This window comes from uncultured Pelagimonas sp., from assembly GCF_947498515.1.
Classification (GTDB): Bacteria; Pseudomonadota; Alphaproteobacteria; order Rhodobacterales; family Rhodobacteraceae; genus Pelagimonas.
This window is the reverse complement of record NZ_CANMKO010000002.1, coordinates 544,273-568,747: the sequence shown is the minus strand read 5'-3', so window position 1 is coordinate 568,747 and position 24,475 is coordinate 544,273. Positions and strand designations below refer to the sequence as shown.

Genomic DNA, 24,475 nt, shown 5'->3' with positions numbered 1-24,475 from the left:
CACGCATATATTGGGGCCATGACACGTTTTGCTACCCCATTGCTCATCGCAAGCCTTGCTGCTGCCCCTTTGGCGGCCCAAGAAGAAGAGGGCCCTTCGCTTATCGAGCAGGGCGCCCAGTTGTTTTTCAAGGGGTTGATGGAGGAAATGGAACCGGCGCTCGAAGAGCTTGAAGGGATGGCCCAAGAAATGGAGCCGTTTCTCAAAAAGTTCTCGGCCGAGATGGGACCGGCTCTTAAGGAGTTGATGGGCGAAGTCGATGATTGGAGCGCTTACCACCCGCCTGAAAAGCTCCCCAATGGGGACATCATCATGCGCCGCAAGTCAGCCGAAGAAATGGATGACAGCGCCAGAAAAGAGCCCGAAGAGGTCGAGCTTTAAGACGTTTCGACGCTGTGCTCTTCGGCTTCCAATGTCGCAGCAAGCGAGTTGAACCGCGCTTCTGTGACTTCCCCATAAAGAGGCGCTGAGTTTTCCGAAAGGTGGAGTGACAGCTTGCGCTTGGCGGGCTTCCACTCCAAATGTGCCTCTTCTTTGGTAAGTTTTTCCATCCACAACATCGCCCCAAGGCGCATGGCTTTTCCCAAGATTTCGGCCTGCAATTGGTCTTCCTTGTCGACCAAATCAAACAGCGGTTCAAAATGGGTACCCTCGGGCTTGTTGCGATAGCGATAGAGCAGGGCAATGCCCAAAAACACCCGTTCCGAGTGTTTAAGCCCGCCCAAATTGGCGCGGGTCGCATTGTCGAAACAAATCTCGGCTCGGTAATCGGGATGGGCGCGCCAGCTGACATCGTGCATCAAACAGGCCGCCTTGATCAGACGACGACGCGGTGCATCGGCGTCGGGAAACAGCGGTTTCACAAAGTCATAGAGCCGTTTGCCAAATCCCGGTATCCGGGCGTCCTTGGCCTCGGCAAAACGGCTGGCTTCAATCAACGGATCGCGTCGGCGCAGCTCCTCGGACATTTGTTCATATAGCATCCCTTCGCGGATGCCGTAGCTAGAGATCGCGATGTCCTTGGGTTTAAACCGGACAAGTAGCTCTGACAAAACTTCGGCGGCATAGGGCAATAGGCCCATCCGTGTCGAAGAGATGCCACATTTTCTCCGTAGCTCTTCCGGGTCATGTTCGCCAAGGAATTCAATGGTTTTAGCGACCGATTCCGTATCCATCCGGTATTCGTGCAGCACATGAAGCGGATAATTGCGTCGTTCCATGTCGACCTTGGCCAAGGCCCGCCAGCTTCCCCCAACAAGGAACAGGCGGTCACGCTGTTTGCCCATATGGTCCTTGAGCTCTTTCATGACCGTGCCAATTTGTTTTTCCCGCGCTGGGCGGCCGCCTTCGATATCCATCAGCTTGAGTGGTCCAAGCGAAGAGCTTATCCGCCGCCCGACTTCACCATGATTGATTTCGGCAAGCTCCATCGACGAACCGCCAATGTCACAGATCAAACCATAGGACCCGGGCCAACCCAAAAGCACCCCTTGCGCCGATAGCCGTGCCTCTTCGTTCCCGTCGATCACATAGACCTTGAGGCCTGTTTCGGCTTCGATCTGATCGCGAAAGCTTGGGCCATCTTGGGCGTCGCGCATGGCGGCGGTGGCAACCACAGTCAAAGGCGGCAGGTCCATACCATCCGCAAGGCATTGAAAACGCCGCAAAGCAACAAGCGCGCGGTCCTTGCCTTCTGGGTTGAGATGCCCGGTTTCGTTCATCCCGGCGCCAAGGCCGCACAGAATTTTTTCGTTGAAGAAGTATGCTGGGCTTCGTGCCGCGCCGTCAAAGACCACCATACGGACCGAGTTTGATCCGATGTCGACCACGCCAACCCGGCTTAAGGCGCGTGATTTTGGGTCGTCAAAAAGGGGCTGACCGAACTGGGCCCAATCATCCTGCGGAAGGCTGTCTTGCATTGGTTTTGACCCCCGATCTTTTGGCCATATGGCCAGAGGAATGGCCGGGGGTCAATCACTTGAAAGCGCTGGGTTTACTGTGACCAATTGTCCAGAAACAACCCAGAGGTTAGCGGAAGAGCGCCAGAAGGGTCTGTGGCGATTGGTTGGCAATCGATAGGGCCTGAACCGCAAGCTGTTGTTGCACCTGAAGGGCCTGTAACTTGGCCGAGGATTCTTCCATATTTGCGTCGGTTAATGCGCCAATACCGGATTTAAGGGTGTCGGTCATTTTGGACACGAAATCAGCCTGCGTATCAATGCGCCCCTGGTCCGAGCCAAAGGCGGCCGAGGCTTCGACGGCAATTTGGATCATACCTTCGATACGGCCCAATGCTTCGTCGGCACCGGAGGCCGTTGAAACATCCAGATCACTCAAATCTTCGAGGCCACCACCAATTGTGTTGCCAGCGTCGGCGTCCAAGCGGTTGATCGCAACCTTGATGGTGTCCGACCCGCTAGTCGAGGAAGAGGACATCGAAATGCTCGATCCAGAGAAGGTCAGGGCCAAATCACTGCTGTCGTGATTGTTGGTATGGGCAAAGGTTTGCCATTTCTTACCAAGCGCATTCACAACGTCCGCCATCGTATCCCCTTCGGCGGCAACATAGGTGAGATCACCGGCGGCCATTTCCGCCTGTGTTTCTGCTGAGGCGGCGGTGGATCGGAAATCTGCCTGAGTAAAGCTGGAATCGTCCGCATCGGTGCCAAAGACCGAGATCGAAAAGGCGGCACCGGCTTCGGCCGTCAGGCCGCTGGCGTCGATGGTCGCGGTCTGCGTGGCGTTCAATGTCGCTGTTGCCGCGTCGGCCGCATAAGTCCCGCCCGAGGCCGCCACGGTGGACGCGTTGGTCGACAGGTCCTGTTTCTTGACGTTCATCGTGGTCGTCGAAACCCCGTTAGATGAACGGTCAAGAGATGCCATAATGTTGATACTACCGGAATCGGCGGTAGCGTCTTGGTTGATCAACAGGTTTTGACCGTTGAATTGCGCGGCCTTGGTGATGTCGTTGATCTGGGTGGTTAGCGCTTCGATATCCGCCTGGATTTTCGAGCGATCAACGTTGTCCTCCTGGGCGGCAACAATCTTGCCTTTCATGTCGGTCAACAGATCGGTGATTGTCTCGGCCCCTTGCCGGGCGACGGCAACGGTGGCTTGGCCAAGGTTCAGGTTGTCAGAAATCTTTTTGAAGCCCGCGACATCGGCTTCCATGGTTTTGGAAATCGCCCACACCGCGGCGTTGTCGCCGGGCCGTGCCACTTTTTTACCGGTGGAAATTTCGGCCTGTACGGTGCTCATCTCTTTGTTGATGGATTTGAGCGTTTGCAGCGCAACACTTGCGCCATTGTTGGTCAGAATACTCGACATCGGTCTCGCCTCATTTTCAGGTCAAGGCGCTTGCACGCCAGAGCCGCGTCTTTCACGGCTAGTCCAGCGTCTTCTGACGGATGCAGCTCCGAAAATTCGGACTGCGCCACTTATTACCAAAGTGCAAATTCACACTGTCATGAGGGGATTAACCGGGCTTTAACACTTTGCGGCCCCCCAAGGGTCATTTCATGGCCAAAATGAGGCGAAACCCTGTGGATAAGAAAAAGCCCGACCAAAGAGCCGGGCGTTTCTTTATCTGTCTTGTGGTTTGATTAATCGCCGTGGGTCAATTTGGGCACGTCCTTTGCCCCCGCAGACCCGCGCCCCGAAAGAGAGGGGTATTCCATAAAGAACTTGTGACAGTTGAACGGTTTTTCGCCTTCGGGCACCGCATGTCGGGTGAATTTGCCACTGGGTTCCATGACCCAGCTCTGCGCCGTATCCGCAAGGTTTGCCGCCATGATCTGGCTGACAATCTGGGCTTTGACGGTGGCATTTTCGATTTCCACCCCGGTTTCGATGCGCCGGTTCAGGTTGCGCCCCATCCAATCCGCCGAGGACATAAACACCCGCGCCTTTTTATGCGGGAGCCCGTGACCGTTGCCAAAACAGACAATGCGCGAATGTTCAAGAAAACGGCCAACAACCGATTTGACCCGGATGTTGTCGGACAAGCCTTTGATACCCGGACGCAATCCACAAATGCCCCGCACAACGCAATCAATCCGCACCCCATCTTGAGACGCCTTATAAAGCGCATCAATAATGGTGGGTTCGATGAGCGAATTCATCTTGATCCAGATTTGCGCAGGCCGGCCAGCGCGGGCATGGGCGGCTTCGGATTCGATCATTTCAATCATGCCGGATTTGAGCGAATGCGGGGAAATCAGAAGATTGTCCAACGACGCGGGGCGGGCATAGCCGCTGAGATAATTGAATATCTTGGCCGCATCGCGCCCAAGCGCGGTGTTGCAGGTAAAGAAGCTCAGATCGGTATAAATCTTGGCGGTGATCGGATGGTAGTTGCCGGTGCCCCAATGGGTATAGGTGACAAGCTTGTCACCTTCGCGGCGCACCACGCTGGAAATCTTGGCGTGGGTTTTCCAATCGAGGAACCCATAAACGACTTGCGCCCCAGCCCGCTCAAGCCGCCGCGATTGGCGGATATTGGCGGCCTCGTCAAAGCGGGCTTTCAGCTCAACCAAAGCGGTGACGGACTTGCCGTCTTCGGCGGCTTCGCACAAAGCTTCGACAATGGGCGAATAGTACGAGGTTCGATAAAGCGTCTGCTTGATCGCAACCACATTTGGATCCATCGCCGCTTGCCGTAGGAAACGCACGACCATGTCGAAGGTTTCATAAGGATGATGCAGCAACATGTCCTTTTGTTTGATCGCCTCAAACATGTCGCCATCATGGTCTTGAACCCGTTCGGGAACACGTGGCGTAAAGCTCCGCCAAAGCAAGTCGGGGCGGGCGTCAATCACCAGTTCTTTGGTATCGGTGATCCCGATCAGACCCTCTTGTTCGATGACGTCCTGATCGTTCACGTGCAATTCGCGCATGACAATGCCGCGCAATTTGTCCGACGCGCCCGCCGTGATGGTTAGGCGAACAACCTCTCCGCGACGGCGACGTTTCAAGGCCACCTCAAATTCGCGCACCAAATCTTCGGCTTCTTCCTCGACCTCGATATCGCTGTCGCGCAGGACCCGGAAACCAAAATGGTCGCGGCAGCGATAGCCGGGGAACAACCCGTCGATGTGCAAAAGCAAGACGTCTTCGAGAAGGATAAAGCGGTGTTTGCCGTCAGACGCCGGAAGTTTCATGAAACGGTCAATTTGCGCCGGAATGGGCACTAGCGCCTGAAGGCCTTTTTTGTCTTTGACCCGCTCTAGTTGCATCGCGATGCAATAGCCCATGTTGGGAATGAACGGGAACGGGTGTGCCGGGTCGATTGCCAAGGGGGACAGAACCGGAAAAACCAGATCCAAAAAGGCGTCGGACAAGAACGACGTGTCATCCTCGGTCAACCCGTCACGGTTGACGATCTCGATGCCTTCGTTTTCCAACTCTTTGCGCAGGTTGACAAAAACTCGTTGCTGTTTGGCCATGAGGTCGCGCGCGTCTTGGTCAATCAGCACCAACTGCTCGGCCGGGCTTAGGCCATCGGCGGCAGGGGTGGTGTTGCCCGCTTGGGCCAATTCCCGAAGCCCGGCGACGCGGACGGTGTAAAACTCGTCCAGATTGGTGGCCGAGATCGACAAAAACCGCATCCGCTCAAGCAGAGGAACGCGCGGGTTCTCGGCTTCTTCCAGAACACGCCAATTGAACCCGAGCCAGCTTAGCTCGCGATTGTGAAAGCGGTTGGGGCCGGTGATGTCCAGGTCGGGCAGTGTCGCGGCGGCGGGAAGCGGGGATTTGAGAAAGTCAGCTTGTGTCATAGCACCTTATGCATGTTTGTCTGCAAAGCTTTAATGACATGTATCAATCACTCAAGCCCTAAAGCTCTTTGCGCGCTATGTTGCCGTGTTTAAGCTTCGGAACTGTCTTCCATTTCAGCAAGGATTTGGATCGCAAGCGGACGGTTCACACCAGAGGGGCGCGTGAGCGACGCCCGGTCCAGCCGATCCACTATTGTGCGGGCGGCATGGTAGCTGCGCGGCATTTGGCGTAGCAAATAGGGGATGACGTCGCTGGCGGGAACAATCTGGCGATCGTCAAACTGTTTCACAAGCAGCGCCGAGAGCAACATATCATCCGGCCCGCTAAGTGCGGCGGATTGCGCGGCCATGATGCGGCTTTGCAAATCAGGAAGGTTCATGTTCCACAGATTAGGGGCCGCCGTTCCCGTGAGCAGTAAGGAATGACCCTGAGCCAAGACCAAATTGTGCAGATGAAACAGGGCCTCTTCGGCACGCATATTCCCGGCGATCTGATCGACGTTTTCCACACAAATCGACCCGTCTGCCAAATCGGGGATGTCGGCATATTCCAACCCCTGAGCGGCAACGATCCGTGCGCCGGACATTTTTGCCCAAACATGGGCGAGATGGGTCTTCCCCGATCCGGCCGGGCCGTTTAGCACCATCTTGCGTGACGGCCAGTTTTCCCAACCTTCAACCAAGGCCACAGCCATGGCGTTGGATTCGCTGACAAAAAAGTCTTCTCTTCCCAGCGCCGTCAGAACGGGCAGGGGGATCTGCAATTGCTCGACCAACATTATGATTCCTTGTTTTCCGCCTGACCGCGATAGAGAAGGCTGCCCTTATACTGTGACAAAGCAAAGCGCGCCAAGACCCCAATTGCGGCTGCGACCGGAACCGCGACCAACATGCCCACAAATCCAAACAAAGATCCAAAAACAGATAGCGCCAACAAAAGCCAAACCGGGTGCAAACCAACGGATGAGCCAACAAGGCGCGGGGTAAGCACGTTGCCTTCGATCAACTGACCCGATTGGAAAATTGCCCAGACCGCGATGATAGAGGGCCAATCGCCCCAGAACTGGAACAGGGCCAGCCCAATGGCCAACGCCCCACCGACAAGCGCTCCAACATAGGGGATAAAGGTCAAAATGCCGGCAATGACCCCAACCACCAGTCCGAATTGCAAGCCGACCAGCCATAAGCCAAAGGCGTAGTAAACGCCAAGGATCAAACAGACCGAACCCATCCCGCGCACAAACCCGGACAAAACGCCGTCAATTTCGCGGGCCAGAAACCGGACGGTTTCGACATGGTCACGCGGCAGCAAGGAGTCGATGCGCTCAATCATGCGGTCCCAATCGACCAACAAATACACCGCAACAACCGGAGCGATGAGCAACAAGATCGCAAGATCCACAACCGATTTGGCCGAGTTGAATAGGGTGCCGAGAACCTGAGCGCCTTTTTCTTGAATGATCTGGCCGATTTTCAAAAGCGTGTCATGCACGATGCCGCTGTCATCGGTCAGGTATGGAAACCGTTCGTTCAAAAAGGTTTGCAGGTCGGTCAATAGTTGCGGGGCCGTTTGCGCCAATGACACCGCCTGTTGCACCAGAGTTGGAATGACCGCCAGCAACATGACCGTGAATGTCACCACACTGATCACGGTGATCACCGCAGTCGCCGCGTTGCGCGACAGGCCCATGCGTTCCAATCGGTCTGCAACCGGGTCGAGGAAATAGGCGATTGCGCCGCCCATAACAAAGGGAAGCAGGACATCGCCAAGCAACCATAAAACCAAGGCGGAAATGGCTGTTGCGATTCCCCAATACTTAATCTGATCTTTAACGGGCAGGGCCATGGGTGCTCCTTGTTCTCGCTCTACATCGCGTGGAACCGGGGGCGTTTCAAGTGGTCATCCCGCTTTATCAGGCCGCAAAAGTGATAATAACAGCTGCCTCTCTGCTTCTCCGCTGTCGCCGCGGGTGCGTGCCAACTGTTCCAGACCCAAATGCGCGGCATAGAACAACCGCGCCTTGGTGGCGTCTTCGTGTTCAGACGTTCGTAGATGATCGTGCAAAAACGCGATCCGCTGGGTGTCCACCTCGACCAAAGCCGCCTCGGCGTTTGGGTCGGCTCTGGCCCATTCCCGAATCGCGGGTTCCACGGCGGCACCGCCAAATCGGGTGGGCGAGTGACTGGCAATTGTAATGAGGGTGAGCAGTGGGTCTTGACCGGCAGGCAGGTTTTGCAAATCGGTGATGATCGCGTCGGTGGCCTGGTGTTTCCATAGCGCCAGCATCGCGGTTTTAAATGCGCCTAAATCTTTGAAATGCCAATAGAACGACCCTTTCGTTGTCTTTAGGTCGCGGGCAATTGCCTCGGCTCGTAAGGCGGAGGGTCCGCCTTGCGCCAGGGTGCGAAACCCGGCGGCCAGCCAGTCTTCCTGTGACAGTCTCTTTTGCGTCATTGCCCTCACCATACGGGTGCGTATTGACTCACTGTATGCGTTCACCTTAACCATACGCAACCGTATGGAGCTTTCAAAATGTCAAAAACCTACCTCACCCTAAGCGCCTTGATGGCTGGAATCGTAGCTGTTCACGTCTTTATGGGCGGGCCGCAATATGCTGTGCCGTTTATGCAGGAGCTTTCAACGCCAGACCTGCGCGCTATGTCCCAAGTACTCTGGCACGCGGTGACTGTTGCGTTGATCTTGGTGGCGCTGGCCTATCTTTGGCTTGGGTTTCAAAACAACAGGGCGTTGTTTGTGTTTACATCTGTGCTGCAACTCGGCTGGGCCATGCTTTTCCTGTATTATGGCGTCACACAAATGGGCGAATTGGCAACGCAGCCGCAATGGGTTTTGTTTCTGGGGTTTCCGGCGGGCGCATGTTGGGCTGAGGGTCGGCGGAATTCTTCTCAACTATAGGGATAATCACGGAAAATTTGATACTGAGCGGTTCAGGTCGTTTATACTGACCTCATGGAACGACCTGATTTAGATGCCAAGCATTTGGTGCAAACGATTTTAGAAACAACAGGCGAGGCGCTTATGGAAGGTTGCTTTGCAACCTTTAGCGCCTGCTTTACCCTTCCGCAGATTATCGAAACCTTTGAGAAAAAGCGTGTGGTTACAAGCTATACGGAATGGAAAGGCATTTTTGATGATGTGCGCAGCTATCATAGGCAGCTGGGGGTGACCCAATTGGTGCGCACCTGCCTTGAAGTGAAGGTTCTCTCCGATGAAGAGTTACGGTGTACCCATGAAACCCGCCTCATGAACGGCAACCAGCTTTTGTCGCGCCCTTTTCCGGTTCTCTCCAACATGCGCCGGTTGGATGACGGCTGGAAAGTCACAGGGAGTTCTTATGCTATCCCTGATAGCCTCGGGTATACACGGGCGCTAACAGGCCCCCCAGACAAGGAATAAACAACCCACCCTTGCCAAGCGGCACGGCTTAGCCCAAAACCGCTTGGACTCATGTATCAAGGGACATAACGATGCGCCTTTCCCGCTATTTTCTACCGGTCCTCAAGGAAACACCTTCCGAGGCCCAGATCGTCAGCCACCGCTATATGTTGCGGGCCGGGATGATCAAACAGTCCAGCGCCGGGATTTATTCCTGGTTGCCGCTGGGCTTTAAGGTTCTCAAAAAGATCGAGAATATCGTGCACGAAGAGCAAGAGCGTGCGGGTCACATCCCAATGCTCATGCCAACGTTGCAATCGGCGGACCTTTGGAAGGAAAGCGGGCGGTATGATGACTATGGCGAAGAGATGCTGCGCATCAATGACCGTCATGGCCGGGATATGCTTTATGGTCCCACCAACGAAGAGCTGATCACCGATATTTTCCGCTCCAACGTGTCGAGCTACAAGGACTTGCCTTTGACGCTCTATCACGTCCAGTGGAAATTCCGCGATGAAATCCGCCCGCGCTTTGGCGTGATGCGTGGTCGCGAATTCTATATGAAAGACGGCTATAACTTTGACCTCACCAAAGAGGATGCGTTGCACGCCTATAACCGTCATCTGGTGAGCTACCTGCGCACCTATGAACGCATGGGTCTTCAAGCGATCCCTATGCGCGCCGACGGTGGTCCTATTGGCGGCGATTATACGCATGAATTCCTTGTTCTTGCCGAAACAGGTGAGTCCGAAGTGTTCTATGACAGCGCCGTAACCGATCTGACCTTTGGCGATCGTGACATTGACTATGATGACGTGGCACAGTGCCAAGGCGTTTTGGAAGAGTTCACCACCAAATACGCCCGCACCGACGAGACCCACGACGAAGCTCTGTTTGATGACGTCCCCGAGGAGCGTCGTCGCACGGCGCGCGGCATCGAAGTTGGTCAGATTTTCTACTTCGGCACCAAATATTCCGAAGCCATGGGCGCTACGGTTCAAGACAGTGACGGCAAGGCCGTTCCTGTTCATATGGGCTCGCATGGTATTGGTGTGTCCCGTCTCTTGGGCGCGATCATCGAGGCCTCGCATGACGACAAAGGCATCATTTGGCCAGAAGGCGTAACCCCGTTCCATTGTGGGATCGTAAACCTGAAATCGGGCGACGACGCGGCCGATGCCGCCTGTGAAGCGATCTACAAATCACTGACCGCCATGGGTCTTGAACCGCTTTATGACGACACCAAAGAGCGGGCCGGGGGCAAGTTCGCCTCGATGGACCTTATTGGTTTGCCATGGCGGATCACCGTTGGCCCACGCGGGTTGAAAAACGGCGTGGTCGAACTGACCTCGCGCCGCACCGGTGAGAGCGAAGAGATGCCGCCAGAAGCCGCAATCGAGCGGATCGCGCAGATCTATGGGAAATCAGCGGTTTAACCCCCTGTTTCCTTAAATACTGAGAACAGCCGCCGTCCCAAAGTTGGGGCGGCGGTTTTTTGTTGATTGCTGGTTTTCGACCTCGGCAAAATTGCATCTTGTTTCCGGCTCGGGCATGATCTCTCCAAAACGGAGGCAAAGAAGATGCGTGCTTTGATGATGGCGATGATGGTCCTCATGGGCGTTGCGACATTGGCCAATGCAGGGAATTTCGGCAAATATGGTGTCTCTGCTCAGGTTCCGCAGGGGTTTGCCATTCAACCGCCGCCCGGCAATGACGATGGGCGGCGATTTGTTGATAGGAACGGGGCCGAAATTCGCGTCTGGGGCGGTTGGCGGATTGAGAACATTACAGGTGATGAATCTGGAATGCGTGATTATTATCAAGAGATTGGCGGCGTTGTGACATACGATGCACGTGGAAATGGATGGTATGTTTTGTCCGGATACTTTGGACAGTCGATTTTCTACCTAAGGGTCGAAAATGGCATGACATGCGAAGGAGAAGAGGCCCGCGCCTCGTTGGAGTTTATTTATCCCGAAGACAGCCGCGCGGCTTATGACCCGCTGGTTGGGCTGCTGGCGAAATCCTTGGGTTTTGGTCCGTGCTAGAGGGGCTGGTATGATTTTGCGAAGCCTGGCCTTGGCCGGAGGGTTGACGGGGGCGGCGGGATTGTCGCAATTTCCGGAGTTTTCTCAACAATATATGCAGCGCTTGGGCGGGGCTGTGGATGAGTTGAGGATAATTACCGATCAATATGACCGCGATGCACAATCGGCTGGGCTTGAATTGCCGGACTACATTCAGGCGCTGTCTGAGGAAGGGGACCTAAGCAAAACCCAAGCCGGCAATATGCAAGCACATGTCAATCGGTATCAAGCCCTGTCGACAGCGTTGACCTCGTTGCAAGGGGCGGGGCCGTTTATGCGCGCACGTTTGGGGGCGCATATGGCCGATCAAGGGGTTGCGGCGCGCGCCTACGAAGATTTCAAACCTGCAATTCCGGTCACCTTTGAAGGCGCGGTGTTCGCGGGAACCGGATTTTTGGGTGGTTGGCTCGGAATGAGCGCTTTGTTTGCACTGATGCAAGCCCTCTGGAATTCCGTCACCGGAGTGTTCCGGAGACGGGCCTAGCTAGGGAGCGCAGCAAATTCCGTGCACGGAATTTGGTCATGCTTACCTTACGCGACCGCTTTTACTTCGGCGACAATCCCGTCAACGACCTGCTCCAAAAGACCGGGGTCTTCGCATTCGGCCATAACACGGATTAGGGGTTCTGTTCCTGATTTGCGGATCAACAGGCGGCCTTTCCCTGCAAGCAGGCCTTCGGCCTCGGAAATAGCGGTTTGAACCGATGTGACATCCAAAGGCGCTTGCCCTTCACCGAAACGCACATTTTTCAAGAGCTGTGGAACCGGATCAAAATTGCGGGTGAGCTCAGAAGCCGGACGCCCACTACGCACCATTTCCGCAAGGAATTGCATTCCTGCCATCAACCCGTCGCCCGTCGTGGCATAGTCGGTCATGACGATATGGCCGGATTGTTCACCGCCAAGGTTCCAGCCGTTTTTACGCATGGCTTCAACAACATAGCGGTCGCCAACTTGCGTGCGTTCCAAACGCAAACCTTTGGCTTCAAGGAAGCGTTCAAGCCCAAGGTTCGACATGACCGTGGCCACCAAAGCCCCGCCAGACAAACGTTCTTCGGCGGCCCAACGTGCGGCCATCAGGGCCATGATTTGATCACCGTCTGCGATTTGGCCCTTTTCATCAATCAGGATGATCCGGTCCGCGTCGCCATCCAGGCAAATGCCGACATCCGCGCCGTTTTCGATCACCGCCGCCGCCGCTTTTTGCGGTTTGGTAGAGCCGCAACCTTCGTTGATGTTCAAGCCGTTTGGTTCGACCCCCAAGGGGATCACTGTCGCGCCAAGCTCCCAGAGGATCTCCGGTGCGGTGCGATAGGCGGCGCCATTGGCGCAATCAACCACAACCTTGATCCCGTCTAGGCGAAGACCCGAGGGCAGGGTGCTTTTGACCCGCTCTTGGTAACGCGATCGCCCGTCATCAATCCGCCGGGCCCGACCGATGTTTTCGGGATGGGCAGGGCGCACGCCCTCTGTCACCAAGGCTTCGATTTCGCCTTCAACCGTATCGGAGAGCTTGAATCCATCTGGCCCAAAAAACTTGATACCATTGTCAACCGCAGGGTTGTGGCTTGCCGAAATCATAATGCCCAAATCGGCCCGCATAGAGGGGGTTAAAAGGCCAACGGCAGGCGTCGGAACCGGGCCAAGAAGCAGGACATTCATGCCCGTCGATGTCAGCCCAGCGGTCAATGCGTTTTCGAACATATAGCCCGATAGGCGCGTGTCTTTGCCAATCACAACCCGGTGCACACCACCGCGTTCGTTGCGAAAGTATCGCCCAACAGCCGCCCCAAGCATCAAGGCCATTTCGGCGGTCATGGGATAGTTGTTCGCAGTGCCGCGCACCCCATCGGTACCAAATAGCTTACGTGTCAAAGTGTTCTCCCTTCCAAATGGCTTTCCAGACATCAACAGCTTGTGCCGTTTCAGCGACGTCGTGGACGCGGAGGATCTGGACCCCTTGGTTCAGAGCGAATAGTGCCGTGGCTACGGACCCGGGCATACGTGCGGAGGCTGGAACAACCCCAGTGATCTTGCGAATGAAGCCTTTGCGTGACGCCCCAAGCAAGATCGGGCAACCCAATGCATGAAACAAAGAGATGCCATTGATCAAAGCAAGGTTGTGCTGAAGGCTTTTGCCAAAACCAATGCCCGGATCAACGATGATTTGATCGCGAGAAATCCCAAGTTCGGCCAGCATAGAAATCTGGGCGTTTAGAAAATCAAACACGTCCAAAAGGACGCAGTCATAGCTAGGGTCAATCTGCATGGCATGCGGTTCACCTTGGGCATGCATGATACAAACCGGCAGGTTCTGATCGGCGCAATAGCGCCCTAGCATCCGGTCATAGGTAAACCCGGACACATCATTGATGATACTGGCCCCGGCATGAACGGCGGCTTCGGCAACGCTTGATTTGCGGGTATCAACGGAAATCGGCAATGGGTGTTCATGGCGAACGGCGCGAATGACCGGTTCAATCCGGGCAATCTCGGCTTCGGCGGGAACGGCTTCCGCGCCGGGGCGGGTGCTTTCGCCACCAATGTCAAAAAGGTCCGCCCCGTCCGCAACCATTTGCGAGGCCCGCTGCAAAGCGCGTGCCGGAGAGGTATGAAGCCCACCGTCGGAAAAGCTATCTGGGGTGACGTTCAAAATCCCCATCAAGCGCGGTTGATCCATGCTTATCCCGGCGATACTGGACCGTGGGGCGCTGATATTGGCAAGCCATTCGGCGGGTACGTCATCAATATGAATGATGGTTTGGCTGTCATCGTCTCGTCGGTGCAAAACCGCGTGGGTGAACCATCCCGATCCCCCGGCGACCGCCAATGCATTGGACGGACGCGGGATGTCAAAACGGACAAGTGGTCGGTAATACTCGTTCATTCTACTTCCGTCACTGATCCTTGCCAGCTTAGCAAGTCCCTTGCCTAGTCGCTAGAACAAGCTGTCGCCCGGGGCAAGGGTGCGGATGGCGACAGGTGCCGCTTCGGGCAAAGCTTCGCCGATGACAACCATCTCACAGGCATCGATCTCCCCGGCAAACCATGCAGATAAGGCAACGGCATCTTTTGGTTGAATTTCAGGGCCTTGAACGGAATCTAAAACCACTTTGGACGGGGCCCAAACACAGATTTGATCGTTCTTCATGGCCCAATCAAGTTCGGTCCGGGTTGCAACAACTTTGCAACGCAAATCACGCGCGGCGAGACACCACCCATTTTGTTCAATCGCCAATAGGTCGATCCGGCGTTGGGTCATCACATGCCCGGATTGAGGCCGCGCGTTTTCAGGCAATCCGACACAGAGGATTAAAGGCGCTTTGCGCTTTGCCAAAACATCAATCCATTGCGGCAGACGCGGATCTTGGATCGCGGCATTTGAGAGATAAACAACCCGCGGGTGGGGCTGTTCTTGGGCAACTTCATCCGCCAGACTTTCTAAATGGTCTGCTACGTCGCGTTTGGACCGCACGATTTCAACCCCTAGCGCACCGGGCCCACGGTCAATCTTTTCGATCCGGACAAAGGTGCGAAGCGCTTGTGGTTCAAACAAAATTCGCTCAGCAATGCGTTCCGCCAGCGTTTCCAGAAGGTTCAGCCGTTCAGCTTCCAATTCATGTGCAATCGCTTCGGTGACGCGGTCGTAGGACAAGATGCGATCAACATCGTCGTCGATATGCCCTTTGAAGGGAAGAACTTCGACGACAACATTAAAGCGCACCCGTTGGGTTGTGCCACGTTCGTCTTGAAAGGCCCCAATTTCAACGTCGACCACATGGTCACGCAGGCTAATGCGGTCGCGCGGTTCTTCTCCGGCGGTGGCAATGGCCCGTTCAGACGGGTGGGCAAAGGCAAGGCGGGTTTCACTGGCCATCGTTCACGGCTCCAAAGGCGTCAGGTTCGCGCGGTATACGCGCAACGCCCGGCAAAGGAAACCAGCAGAGGCGGCAGCCAAAGCAGCGACAGCGACACAGTTAGGGTTTGTAGAAGAGGTGAACGCCAATTTTCGCAGTGCGGTCGAATTTACGTGACCAATTCGGGCTCACGGCGGTGGTGTGGTAGTAGGTGGCACCTTTGGTCAACTGGCGCGGGGCACCGTCCAACATAGCCTTAGCCACTTTGCCAACACGTTCCCATGAGGCGGGTTCGTGAATGTTTTCGGGGCGGCCATCACAGGTATAGGTGAACTGACAGGCGTATTTGCGCCCGGTCCCTTGATTGATCACACTGCAGACCGAGTTTGGAAACTTCTTGCTTTCAACGCGGTTGAGGATCACTTCGGCAACGGCAAATTGCCCTTTGACCGTTTCACCGCGGGCCTCAAAATACAAAGCTTCGGAAAGACAGCGCCATTCGCTACCACCGTTGGCACGTGGTTGCGATGCCAGCCAAATCTTGTTGTACCGCACATTTGACCCACCGGGTAAAGACGCCGGGGTCGCTTGGGGGATAACCGTGACGAGTTTGGTTAGGTGGGCGGCATTGGCGTTATTAAGCGCGCGCTGCTCCATCGACATCAGGCGTTTGGCTTTGCCATGGGTGCTATCGGCAAAGGCAGGTTGGCTGGCGAAAACGCTGGCCCCAACAATGGCAGCAACAAGGCTCAAGCATCTGATCATCGACTGTCTCAACTCTGGTTAACTTCCCTGGCAAGGGACTCACCCCCTCGCAAACCCGGCTTACATACAAAATTACGCAAATTGCGTAAACCCGGCCAGATTTAGGGGTGCTTGCCTAAAAAATCAGCTGATTTTGTCGGTGATCGCTAATTGTGCTGCTGCCAGCCGGGCGACGGGAACGCGGAAAGGCGAGCAACTGACATAGTCCATACCGACGGCGCGGCAAAAGGCAATAGAGGCGGGGTTGCCGCCGTGTTCACCACAGATCGATAGGGTCACATCCTTTTGAACCATGCGCGCGCGTTCCGCCCCAATGGCCAATAATTCGCCGACGCCTTCGATGTCAAGAACATGGAACGGGTCTTCGGCAAAGACACCTTGTTGCACATAATCTGACATGAACCGCCCGGCGTCATCGCGGGACAATCCATAGGTCATCTGGGTCAAGTCGTTGGTTCCGAATGATAAAAAGTGGGAGTGCGGAACGATGTCGCCGGCACGCAAACAGGCACGCGGCGTTTCCACCATCACGCCAAGGTGATAGGTGAAGTCTTCACCACGCTCGGCACGAACCGATGCGGCGACCGCGTCAATCCGCGAACGAACAAGTTCAACTTCACGTTTTGCGGACACCAGCGGCAACATAATTTCTGGAACGACTGGTTCGCCAACGGCGGATGTATCCAGCGTTGCTTCGAAAATTGCCCGCGCTTGCATGTCATAAATCTCGGGCAAAGTGATTCCCAAGCGCACACCGCGCAAACCCAACATTGGGTTGTATTCCCCCAAAGCTTCTACGCGCCGTGTCACATCGGACACAGGTAGATCGAGCGCTTCGGCCAAATCCCGCAATCCGGCCCGATCTGACGGCAGGAACTCGTGCAAGGGCGGATCAAAGAGGCGGATGACAACCGGCAAACCTTCCATGATCCGGAAGAGCTCTGAAAAGTCAGCGCGCTGCATCGGCAACAAAATCGCCAAAGCCGCTTGTCGGTCTTCGGGCGTGTCGGCAAAGATCATCTCGCGCATGGGCGTGATGCGATCCGCCTCAAAGAACATGTGCTCGGTCCGGCACAGCCCAATGCCCTGGGCCGCAAAATTGCGGGCGGTGGCGGCATCGGCTGGCGTATCGGCATTGGCGCGAATGGAAATGTCACGTTCGGCATCGGCCCATGTCATCAATGTCTGAAACGCGTCGTCCAATGTGGCCTCAACCGTTGCCGGTGCCCCGGCAAGGATTTGACCATTGGTGCCATCAAGGGTGATGGTATCGCCTTCGCGAAACACTTTGCCATTTGCCCCGGTGATGGTTTTGCGCTTTTGGTTGAGCTTCATGCGCGCCGCGCCAACCACACAAGGGGTGCCAAGGCCGCGCCCAATAACGGCGGCGTGGCTTGTCATACCGCCCCGTTCGGTCAAAACGCCGGCCGCTGCATGCATACCACGAATATCTTCGGGGGATGTTTCGCGGCGTACCAGAATGCAAGGCTCGTTGCGTGCATGGCTTGCCTGCGCCTCGGCGGCGGAAAAGACGATCCGACCGGTGGCCGCACCGGGAGAGGCGGCGATACCGGCCCCGATCACATCACGTGGCGCATCCGGGGCGATCTGACGGTGCAGCAATTCCGAAATGGCGCGTGGCTCGATACGCATCACCGCTTCTTGGCGCGGGATAATCCCGTCTTCGGCCAAGCGGACCGCAATGCGGACCGCCGCCCGTGGGGAACGTTGAACACGCACACCATCGAGAATATGCACCTCACCGCCGACAAGCGTAAATTCGATCTGCATTTCTTCGCGCAGCTTGTCGCGCATCAGGTCTGCGTGCTCTTGCAGACGCGCGAAAATCTCGGGTTCTGCTTCCTCAAGAGAGGGGCCACGCGGGTCGCGGACGAGGTACAGGCTTTCGCTTTCCAGTTGCAGCGCTTCGCGCCCTTGGCTTTGGCTCAGATAACGGCCCGTGACCTGTGGCAATCCGGTTTCGGAATTGGCCAACTGCAACACGCCCGATCCGCATTCCCCCTGACCAAGGCCCAATGCCATCTCTTGCACAACAAGGCCCAAGCCCGCATCAAGCGGCGCGCCCTTGGCTTGTCTGAGCAATCGCGCGGTTGTGCCTTCCCATGCGCGGGCCATCGACCGCAACACCTCAGAAAGCTGTACCGCTGGATTTTGAGGGAAGGGCTCTTCGGCCTCATCCTCATAGGCGCGCAGGGCTTCACATAAGCCATCCGCCCCCGTGGCTTCGATCTCTTCGAACATGTCGGGGTCAAGCCGGGCTACGTGGATCGCAAAGCTTTGGACAAACCGGAAATAGAGCTCTGCGGCGGCGTTTGCACCAAGGCTCTCGGACAGGTCGGCCATGCGGGCGTCATTCATGCCGATGTTCAAAATCGCGCCGGGTCCGCCCCAATCGGGGTCTTCGGAAGAAGGTCGCACGCAAAGCAACGCGCCGTCCCCAAAGGTTTTCACCAGGGCCTGCATATCCGGCATGTCACCACCAGCGATTTTATGCACCATGTTGAACGACAAGGACACGGTGCGTGGCACCGGCAAATCAAGTCGCACCAGTCGCTGAAGGCATTTGGCACGCCCTCCGTGTGTCGGCGTCGCCATGGGCGCGTTAGCGGTGATTAGGGTCACATCGGAGTTTTGGTCGTCTGGTTTCTGCACTGCGGCACCTTTTTCTTGCCGGGCAGCATAAGGAGGCTGTGCGCTCTGGCAAGCGGGTTTAGCGAAACGTTAACGTCGCAGGGGGCGACGCGGTCGGCATTTGACGTCTCATACCGTAATTATGCCTAACAAACAAAGAACGGGCGGCTTGTTTTAAGCCGCCCGTTCTTTTGTTTCGCGGGTCACTCCCAACAGCTCACCAATACAGTTGTATCTGCGGCCAGCGCGGTCAAATCCTCGGGGGCCATAATGCTGGCTCCCCTATTGGACACGGCACGCACGCCGCTGCTGTTGAGGAAGGTCAGTAATTCGCTAGTCTTGGCGGCAAAGCTGACGTCTTCGGGAAGGCGGCGATTGCCGGTATCACCCTTGGTTTGCATGATGCCAACAACAAGCCCTCCGGAGTCAAAGACCGGCCCACCGGCGTCACCGGGCAAAGCGGCCAACGCCAGACGAACGAGCTCATCTTCTCCTGCTAAGCCTTGCAGGTCTTCCAAGGTGCCAAAGGTTAGCGTCGGGGCGCTTAGGCGACCACCAAAACTATAGCCCGCAACGGCGATTTCCGATTGCAAGCGTGGGGTGTCTGTTCGGAATGAGGCCACGCGGCGTGGGGCCAAGCTTTGGGCCGGGCGTAGAACCGCCACACCCAATGTGTCATCGCTGGCGATAACCTTGGCGTCAAACACGCCATCCAAGGTGACACGCGAACATCCCGCCACGGTCGCCGCACTGGTCAAAACACTGCCACGATTGTCGACGAAAAAGCCCGAAGCGTTTTCGCGCGGTGTACGCACCTTGAGGCCTGAAACGAGATCAACCGCCTGACCGGCATCGGTGACGGCGGCCGGATCCAACACGCCTGCGGTGCGTTCCCAGCTGTCTTGCATAAGGCCAAGCACACGGGCGCGACGTTCTTCGTCACCGGTTGGCCAGATCAGCGTAAAGCCTTTGATCTCACCATTTCTAAGGCCAACTTCGGTGTGACTGGTGATCCGGGCGTTTTCACCCGTTAGCAAAAAGCCGTTTTTGTCCCGCTTGCGGGTGCCATCCAGCGGCACGATTTCAAGCGTTTGCATGATCTCATAGAGACCATTCATGGTTTTGCGATCCCCCGGTTGGCTAATCAGCAAAACCTGCGCGCCCTCAACAACACCAGTGCCGTCCAAAAGCGCAAAGGGCGCTTCGTAGCGATCAAAGGCGACGGCCCCCAAGGGGAGCTGCATAGAAATACCCGCGCGCGGGTCGTTAAATTCGGCCATGCCCATGCCGTCGAGAATGGCGTTATATTGACGGAGCAATTCGGCGCGCTGCAACGTGGTCAGAATACCGGTTTTTTCATAACCGTTCTGAACCTGCCAGTCGCCCATGGCGCGGCGGGTTCCCCGGCCATAGGCCCCATCAATGGCTGCGGAATAGACGCCGGCCCATTTCATCGCGATCTGAAGGTCTTTGCGCTCGTCTCGTGTCAGTTTGGCTTCGCTGGCGCGGGCCTGACGCGGAGTTTCCTCGACGATCTCAGGCTCAACGACAGGTTCAGGAGCCGCGTCTGCTTGTGCCGTGGGGGCCACTGGCGCGACGGGTTCCGCTTCTACGGTTGGGGCGGCGGGCTCTGGTGTTGGTTCGGCAACCGTTGGTGACGGGCGCGGGTTGAGGTCAGACAACACTTGCGCCCCAACCGGCCAGAACTGCCGTGCATAGGCGCGTGGCACTTCGATGTAGGCGTCACTAGGGATCAGTCCGCGACGCTGAAGGTTTTGCAAAACCGATTGCGCCTGATCGCGGCTATAGGGGCCGAGGGCCACGCCATACCAGCCACCACCAAGAGAGAAGCCATTCACATCCGATAGCGACCCGGCATATTCATTCACGCTTTGTTGGGCACCGTTCAAGGAGGTGCGCGCTTCGATCTGGATAAAGACGGCATCTTCCTGAGCAAACGCCACGCCCGCTGTCAGCATCAGCGCCGCCAGCCCACCAATCAAACTTTTCTTCATTCGCAATTTCGACCCCGGGTCACAATCATTGTCCTGTCCATTTAGGCATTCTTAGCAGAAGCTTGCCCGGTTGCACGTCAAAAGTGGCATGTATCCTTGACCCAGAGTTGACCCCAGCCGCCAGCGCGCCTAATCAGGCGGCACGTATGGACGCTCCTAGAGACCGGGAATGATGTGATGGCCGAGACTTTGCCCAAACCAAGAAGCTTTCAGGAGATCATCCTGCGCCTCCAAACCTACTGGGCGTCAAAAGGTTGTGCGATTCTGCAACCTTACGACATGGAAGTCGGGGCAGGGACCTTTCATCCTGCGACCACTTTGCGCTCGCTCGGTACCAAGGCTTGGACCGCAGCCTACGTGCAACCGTCACGTCGCCCAACCGATGGCCGCTACGGTGAGAATCCGAACCGCCTACAGCATTATTACCAGTATCAGGTGATCATCAAACCAAGCCCACCTGATTTGCAGGCGCTTTACCTTGGTTCGCTCAAGGCAATCGGCATCGATATGGCGCTGCACGATGTGCGCTTTGTCGAAGACGATTGGGAAAGCCCAACGCTCGGCGCTTGGGGTCTTGGCTGGGAAGTCTGGTGTGACGGTATGGAAGTCAGCCAGTTCACCTATTTCCAACAGGTCGGCGGTCATGATTGCACACCGGTCTCGGGTGAGCTGACCTATGGGTTGGAACGTTTGGCGATGTATGTTCTTGGCGTTGATCATGTCATGGACATGCCGTTCAACGATCCACAATCACCAAGCCCACTGACCTACGGCGATGTGTTCAAACAGACCGAACAGGAATATTCGCGCTGGAACTTTGATGTGGCCGACACCGATGTGTTGCTGCGCCACTTTGAAGAGGCCGAGGCCGAATGCGCCAACATCATCGCCCAAGAACATGATGATCCCAAAACCGGCAAGCGCATCATCATGGTGCATCCGGCCTATGATCAGGCGATCAAAGCGTCCCACATCTTCAACCTGCTCGATGCGCGTGGCGTGATCTCGGTCACCGAACGTCAGGCCTATATTGGCCGTGTTCGGGCGCTCACCAAAATGTGCGCCGACGCCTTTGTGCTGACCGAAGCCGGTGGTTTTTCGGGGGGGCATGCGGCGTGAACGCAGGCAAATTGATCGGTGGGGGTATTGTTGTGAGTGCTTTGATTTTCGGCGCGGTTGTCTACTATATGCAGGTCTATCACTACTACGACGAAGTGAAGGCCAGCGGCACAAGCGACGTGCAAATGACGGTCATGGCCTCGGGCGAACCCGAACCCATCCTGTACGAAGATTTCAAAGCCATCGACGCCGAAAGCTCGCCTATTCGCTATCGCGCCTGTTTCACCACGCCGATGTCGTTTCCGATGCTGACCGAAACCTATGAAAACTACGAAGGCGCGGCTCCGAAAAACGCACCCGATTGGTTTGACTGTTTTGATGCCGCCGCCATTGGGGCCGAGATCGAAGCCGGTACCGCGCTGGTCTTTACCGGACAGCGCAATTTTGAATGGGGCATCGACCGTGTGGTTGCCATCACCGATGATGGGCGCGGCTATGTCTGGCACGAGATTAATCAATGTGGTGACAAAGCCTATGACGGCTCGCCACTGGGCAAAGATTGCCCGCCCCGAGATGAGGACTAACCGATGCCCGATTTGCTGATCGAACTGTTTTCCGAAGAAATCCCCGCGCGTATGCAAGGCAAGGCCGCGTCGGATTTGCAGAAACTGGTGACCGACGGACTGGTCGAGGCCGGTTTGACCTATGCGGGGGCACGGGCCTTTTCGACGCCGCGCCGGTTGACCTTGGCGCTTGATGGGCTGTTGGCCCAGTCGCCCACGCTACGCGAAGAGCGTCGCGGCCCCAAGGTTGGTGCGCCGGACAAAGCACTCGAAGGGTTTATGCGTGGCGCAGGCGTCACCCGTGATCAGCTCGAAGAGCGCGAGGACAAAAAAGGTAGCTTCTACTACGCAACCGTGGTGACCGAGGGCCGCCCGGCGGCCGAGATTGTCGCCGAGGTTTTGGAAAAAACCATCCGCACTTTTCCATGGCCGAAATCCATGCGTTGGGGGTCGGGCACGCTGCGCTGGGTGCGCCCATTGCATTCGATCCTGTGCATCTTGGTCGATGAGGCGGGGGCCGAGGTCGTGCCGCTTGACGTTGATGGCATCAAGGCGGGGCAAACCACCCAAGGGCACCGTTTCATGGGCGGTGACCCTTTTGAGGTCACCTCGTTTGAAGATTACGAAACCCGTCTCAAGCGCAACTTTGTTGTGCTGTCTGCCGATGAACGCGCCGATGCGATCTGGAATGACGCCACCAATGCCGCCTTTGCGCTGGGCCTTGAAGTTGTTGAAGACAAGGGTCTTTTGCGCGAAGTCGCCGGTTTGGTCGAATGGCCGGTTGTGTTGATGGGCGACATTGATGACGAGTTTTTGGAGCTGCCGCCAGAGGTGCTCCAGACGTCAATGAAAGAGCACCAAAAGTTTTTCTCGGTGCGCAACCCCAAGACCGAGCGCATCGAAAAATGGATCACCGTGTCCAACATCGAAACCGCCGACAATGGCGCGACGATCCTTGCCGGGAACCAAAAGGTTTTGGCGGCGCGTTTGGCGGATGCGAAATTCTTCTGGGAAAACGACCTGCGCGTTGCCAAGCGTGAAGGGCTTGGGGCCTGGACGGACCGTTTGTCCAACGTGACCTTCCACCGCGAGCTGGGCTCACAATCGGCCCGCATTGATCGCATCGCCAAATTGGCCCGCGCGCTTGCCCCGATGGTTGGGGCCGATGCGGATCTAGCGGAACAGGCGGCGCGCGTTGCCAAGGCCGATCTCAGCTCTGAGATGGTCTATGAATTTCCTGAACTTCAAGGGCTTATGGGGCGCTACTATGCCAAGGCTGCTGGCCTCCCGGATGAGGTCGCCAATGCCTGCGAAGAGCATTATTCGCCGCTTGGCCCGTCGGATGATGTGCCATCTGCCCCTGTTTCGGTAGCTGTCTCATTGGCGGATAAACTTGATACTCTTACCGGTTTCTGGGCCATAGACGAAAAACCAACGGGATCGAAAGACCCCTATGCGTTGCGCCGCGCCGCGCTGGGCGTGATCCGCTTGGTTCTAAGCAATGATGCCCGACTACATCTCGACCGCTTTATTGATGCGCAACTGGTGCGTCACGAACGCCATATCCAAAATGGCGCTGATGATGCTGATCTTGAGGCGTTGGATTCACTGGTCGATGAAATTGCTGACCATGGTGTCTTTGGGGCCGCCTTGCGCACCATTCTGGACCGCGTCAAAGGCGAAGGGGCCGAGGCCGAAGAAGGCACCGTTTTGCGCACCGTTGGTGACAAAGTGCCCGATCTGTCGACCGATTTGCTGGCCTTCTTCCATGACCGTCTCAAGGTTCACCTGCGCGACGAAGGCATTCGCCACGATGTGATTGATGCCTGTCTGGCGATGGAAGGCGGCGATGACCTGCACTTGCTGGTTTCGCGTGCCAAAGCCTTGGCCGCGTTCCTGAAGACGGATGATGGCGAAAACCTTGTCCAAGGGTTCAAGCGCGCCAACAACATCCTGTCTCAAGCTGAGGGCAAGGATGGGGTTGAATACTCTTACGGCGCAGATGTGAAATTTGCTGAGGAAGACAGTGAAAAGGCTCTGTTTGCCGCGCTGGACGCCGCCGAGGCGAAGATTTCACCCGCCATGCAGGCCGAGGATTACGCCGCTGCGATGGAGGCCATGGCCTCGCTTCGTGCGCCGATTGACGCGTTTTTTGAAGCTGTTCAGGTCAATTCAGACAACGCCATCGTGCGCCGCAACCGTTTGAATCTCTTGTCGCGCATCCGCACGATTTGTTCGCAGGTTGCGGACATGACAAAGCTTGAAGGGTAAAACACGGCTCGGGGTTTTCTAGGGCTGGTGGGGTA

General features: G+C 56.4%; 21 protein-coding genes. 9 read left to right on the top strand and 12 right to left on the bottom strand.

Annotated elements, in window-relative coordinates:
- Positions 1-18: 18 nt before the first annotated feature.
- Positions 19-381: a hypothetical protein gene (locus Q1A43_RS06200; protein WP_299933466.1), complete on the top strand. Its 363-nt coding sequence runs from the start codon at positions 19-21 to the stop codon at positions 379-381.
- On the opposite strand, the gene Q1A43_RS06195 is transcribed toward Q1A43_RS06200, so the two are convergent.
- The 6 genes from Q1A43_RS06195 to Q1A43_RS06170 form a co-directional block, all read right to left on the bottom strand.
- Entirely contained in the window at positions 378-1,919 is a 1,542-nt protein-coding gene (locus Q1A43_RS06195) for a Ppx/GppA family phosphatase (RefSeq protein ID WP_299933465.1), read from the bottom strand. The genes Q1A43_RS06200 and Q1A43_RS06195 overlap by 4 nt on opposite strands.
- 109 nt (positions 1,920-2,028) lie before the next feature.
- Positions 2,029-3,327, bottom strand: a complete 1,299-nt coding sequence (locus Q1A43_RS06190) for a flagellin (protein WP_299927989.1) — start codon at positions 3,325-3,327, stop codon at positions 2,029-2,031.
- A 275-nt stretch (positions 3,328-3,602) separates the two neighbouring features.
- Positions 3,603-5,774: an RNA degradosome polyphosphate kinase gene (locus Q1A43_RS06185; protein ID WP_299933463.1), complete on the bottom strand. Its 2,172-nt coding sequence runs from the start codon at positions 5,772-5,774 to the stop codon at positions 3,603-3,605.
- An 89-nt stretch (positions 5,775-5,863) separates the two neighbouring features.
- Entirely contained in the window at positions 5,864-6,553 is a 690-nt protein-coding gene (locus Q1A43_RS06180) for a chromosomal replication initiator DnaA (RefSeq protein WP_299933461.1), read from the bottom strand.
- On the bottom strand, positions 6,553-7,620 hold the full coding sequence (locus tag Q1A43_RS06175) for an AI-2E family transporter (RefSeq protein WP_299933459.1): 1,068 nt from the start codon (positions 7,618-7,620) through the stop codon (positions 6,553-6,555). The genes Q1A43_RS06180 and Q1A43_RS06175 overlap by 1 nt, the downstream gene beginning before the upstream one ends.
- Before the next feature lie 54 nt (positions 7,621-7,674).
- Positions 7,675-8,229 carry a TetR/AcrR family transcriptional regulator gene (locus tag Q1A43_RS06170; protein ID WP_299933457.1) on the bottom strand — a complete coding sequence of 185 codons (555 nt, stop codon included), beginning with the start codon at positions 8,227-8,229 and terminating at the stop codon, positions 7,675-7,677.
- A gap of 78 nt (positions 8,230-8,307) precedes the next feature.
- On the opposite strand from Q1A43_RS06170, the gene Q1A43_RS06165 reads away from it, so the two are divergent.
- The 5 genes from Q1A43_RS06165 to Q1A43_RS06145 all read left to right on the top strand — a co-directional run bounded on the left by Q1A43_RS06165 (position 8,308) and on the right by Q1A43_RS06145 (position 11,742).
- On the top strand, positions 8,308-8,691 hold the full coding sequence (locus tag Q1A43_RS06165) for a hypothetical protein (protein ID WP_299933455.1): 384 nt from the start codon (positions 8,308-8,310) through the stop codon (positions 8,689-8,691).
- Positions 8,692-8,745: 54 nt separating this feature from the next.
- Complete coding sequence (locus tag Q1A43_RS06160; RefSeq protein ID WP_299933453.1) at positions 8,746-9,192, top strand: nuclear transport factor 2 family protein; 447 nt, start codon at positions 8,746-8,748, stop codon at positions 9,190-9,192.
- A gap of 71 nt (positions 9,193-9,263) precedes the next feature.
- The gene (proS, locus tag Q1A43_RS06155; protein ID WP_299933451.1) at positions 9,264-10,607 is read left to right on the top strand and encodes a proline--tRNA ligase; all 1,344 of its coding nucleotides are present in this window, start codon (positions 9,264-9,266) and stop codon (positions 10,605-10,607) included.
- Between the two features lie 144 nt (positions 10,608-10,751).
- Positions 10,752-11,219: a hypothetical protein gene (locus Q1A43_RS06150; RefSeq protein ID WP_299933449.1), complete on the top strand. Its 468-nt coding sequence runs from the start codon at positions 10,752-10,754 to the stop codon at positions 11,217-11,219.
- A 10-nt stretch (positions 11,220-11,229) separates the two neighbouring features.
- A complete protein-coding gene (locus Q1A43_RS06145) occupies positions 11,230-11,742 on the top strand; it encodes a DUF2937 family protein (RefSeq protein WP_299933447.1) in 513 nt (170 codons plus the stop codon).
- Between the two features lie 47 nt (positions 11,743-11,789).
- Here the strand turns inward: Q1A43_RS06145 and glmM are convergent, their stop codons facing one another.
- The 6 genes from glmM to Q1A43_RS06115 form a co-directional block, all read right to left on the bottom strand.
- On the bottom strand, positions 11,790-13,133 hold the full coding sequence (glmM, locus tag Q1A43_RS06140; RefSeq protein ID WP_299927961.1) for a phosphoglucosamine mutase: 1,344 nt from the start codon (positions 13,131-13,133) through the stop codon (positions 11,790-11,792).
- Positions 13,123-14,145: a dihydropteroate synthase gene (gene folP / locus Q1A43_RS06135; protein WP_299927958.1), complete on the bottom strand. Its 1,023-nt coding sequence runs from the start codon at positions 14,143-14,145 to the stop codon at positions 13,123-13,125. The genes glmM and folP overlap by 11 nt, the downstream gene beginning before the upstream one ends.
- A 51-nt stretch (positions 14,146-14,196) precedes the next feature.
- Complete coding sequence (locus tag Q1A43_RS06130) at positions 14,197-15,135, bottom strand: dihydroneopterin aldolase (RefSeq protein WP_299927955.1); 939 nt, start codon at positions 15,133-15,135, stop codon at positions 14,197-14,199.
- Positions 15,136-15,235: 100 nt separating this feature from the next.
- A complete protein-coding gene (locus Q1A43_RS06125; protein WP_299933445.1) occupies positions 15,236-15,880 on the bottom strand; it encodes a cell wall hydrolase in 645 nt (214 codons plus the stop codon).
- A 123-nt stretch (positions 15,881-16,003) separates the two neighbouring features.
- On the bottom strand, positions 16,004-18,496 hold the full coding sequence (locus Q1A43_RS06120) for a putative PEP-binding protein (RefSeq protein WP_299933527.1): 2,493 nt from the start codon (positions 18,494-18,496) through the stop codon (positions 16,004-16,006).
- Positions 18,497-18,735: 239 nt separating this feature from the next.
- Entirely contained in the window at positions 18,736-20,547 is a 1,812-nt protein-coding gene (locus tag Q1A43_RS06115; protein ID WP_299933443.1) for a trypsin-like peptidase domain-containing protein, read from the bottom strand.
- 177 nt (positions 20,548-20,724) lie between these two features.
- Here Q1A43_RS06115 and Q1A43_RS06110 point away from each other — a divergent pair, with 177 nt between their 5' ends.
- The 3 genes from Q1A43_RS06110 to glyS are packed head-to-tail and all read left to right on the top strand — an operon-like array spanning position 20,725 to position 24,440.
- Entirely contained in the window at positions 20,725-21,666 is a 942-nt protein-coding gene (locus tag Q1A43_RS06110; RefSeq protein ID WP_299927946.1) for a glycine--tRNA ligase subunit alpha, read from the top strand.
- Positions 21,663-22,190: a DUF6446 family protein gene (locus tag Q1A43_RS06105; RefSeq protein ID WP_299927943.1), complete on the top strand. Its 528-nt coding sequence runs from the start codon at positions 21,663-21,665 to the stop codon at positions 22,188-22,190. The genes Q1A43_RS06110 and Q1A43_RS06105 overlap by 4 nt, the downstream gene beginning before the upstream one ends.
- A gap of 3 nt (positions 22,191-22,193) precedes the next feature.
- Positions 22,194-24,440: a glycine--tRNA ligase subunit beta gene (gene glyS / locus Q1A43_RS06100; protein WP_299933441.1), complete on the top strand. Its 2,247-nt coding sequence runs from the start codon at positions 22,194-22,196 to the stop codon at positions 24,438-24,440.
- Positions 24,441-24,475 lie beyond the last annotated feature (35 nt).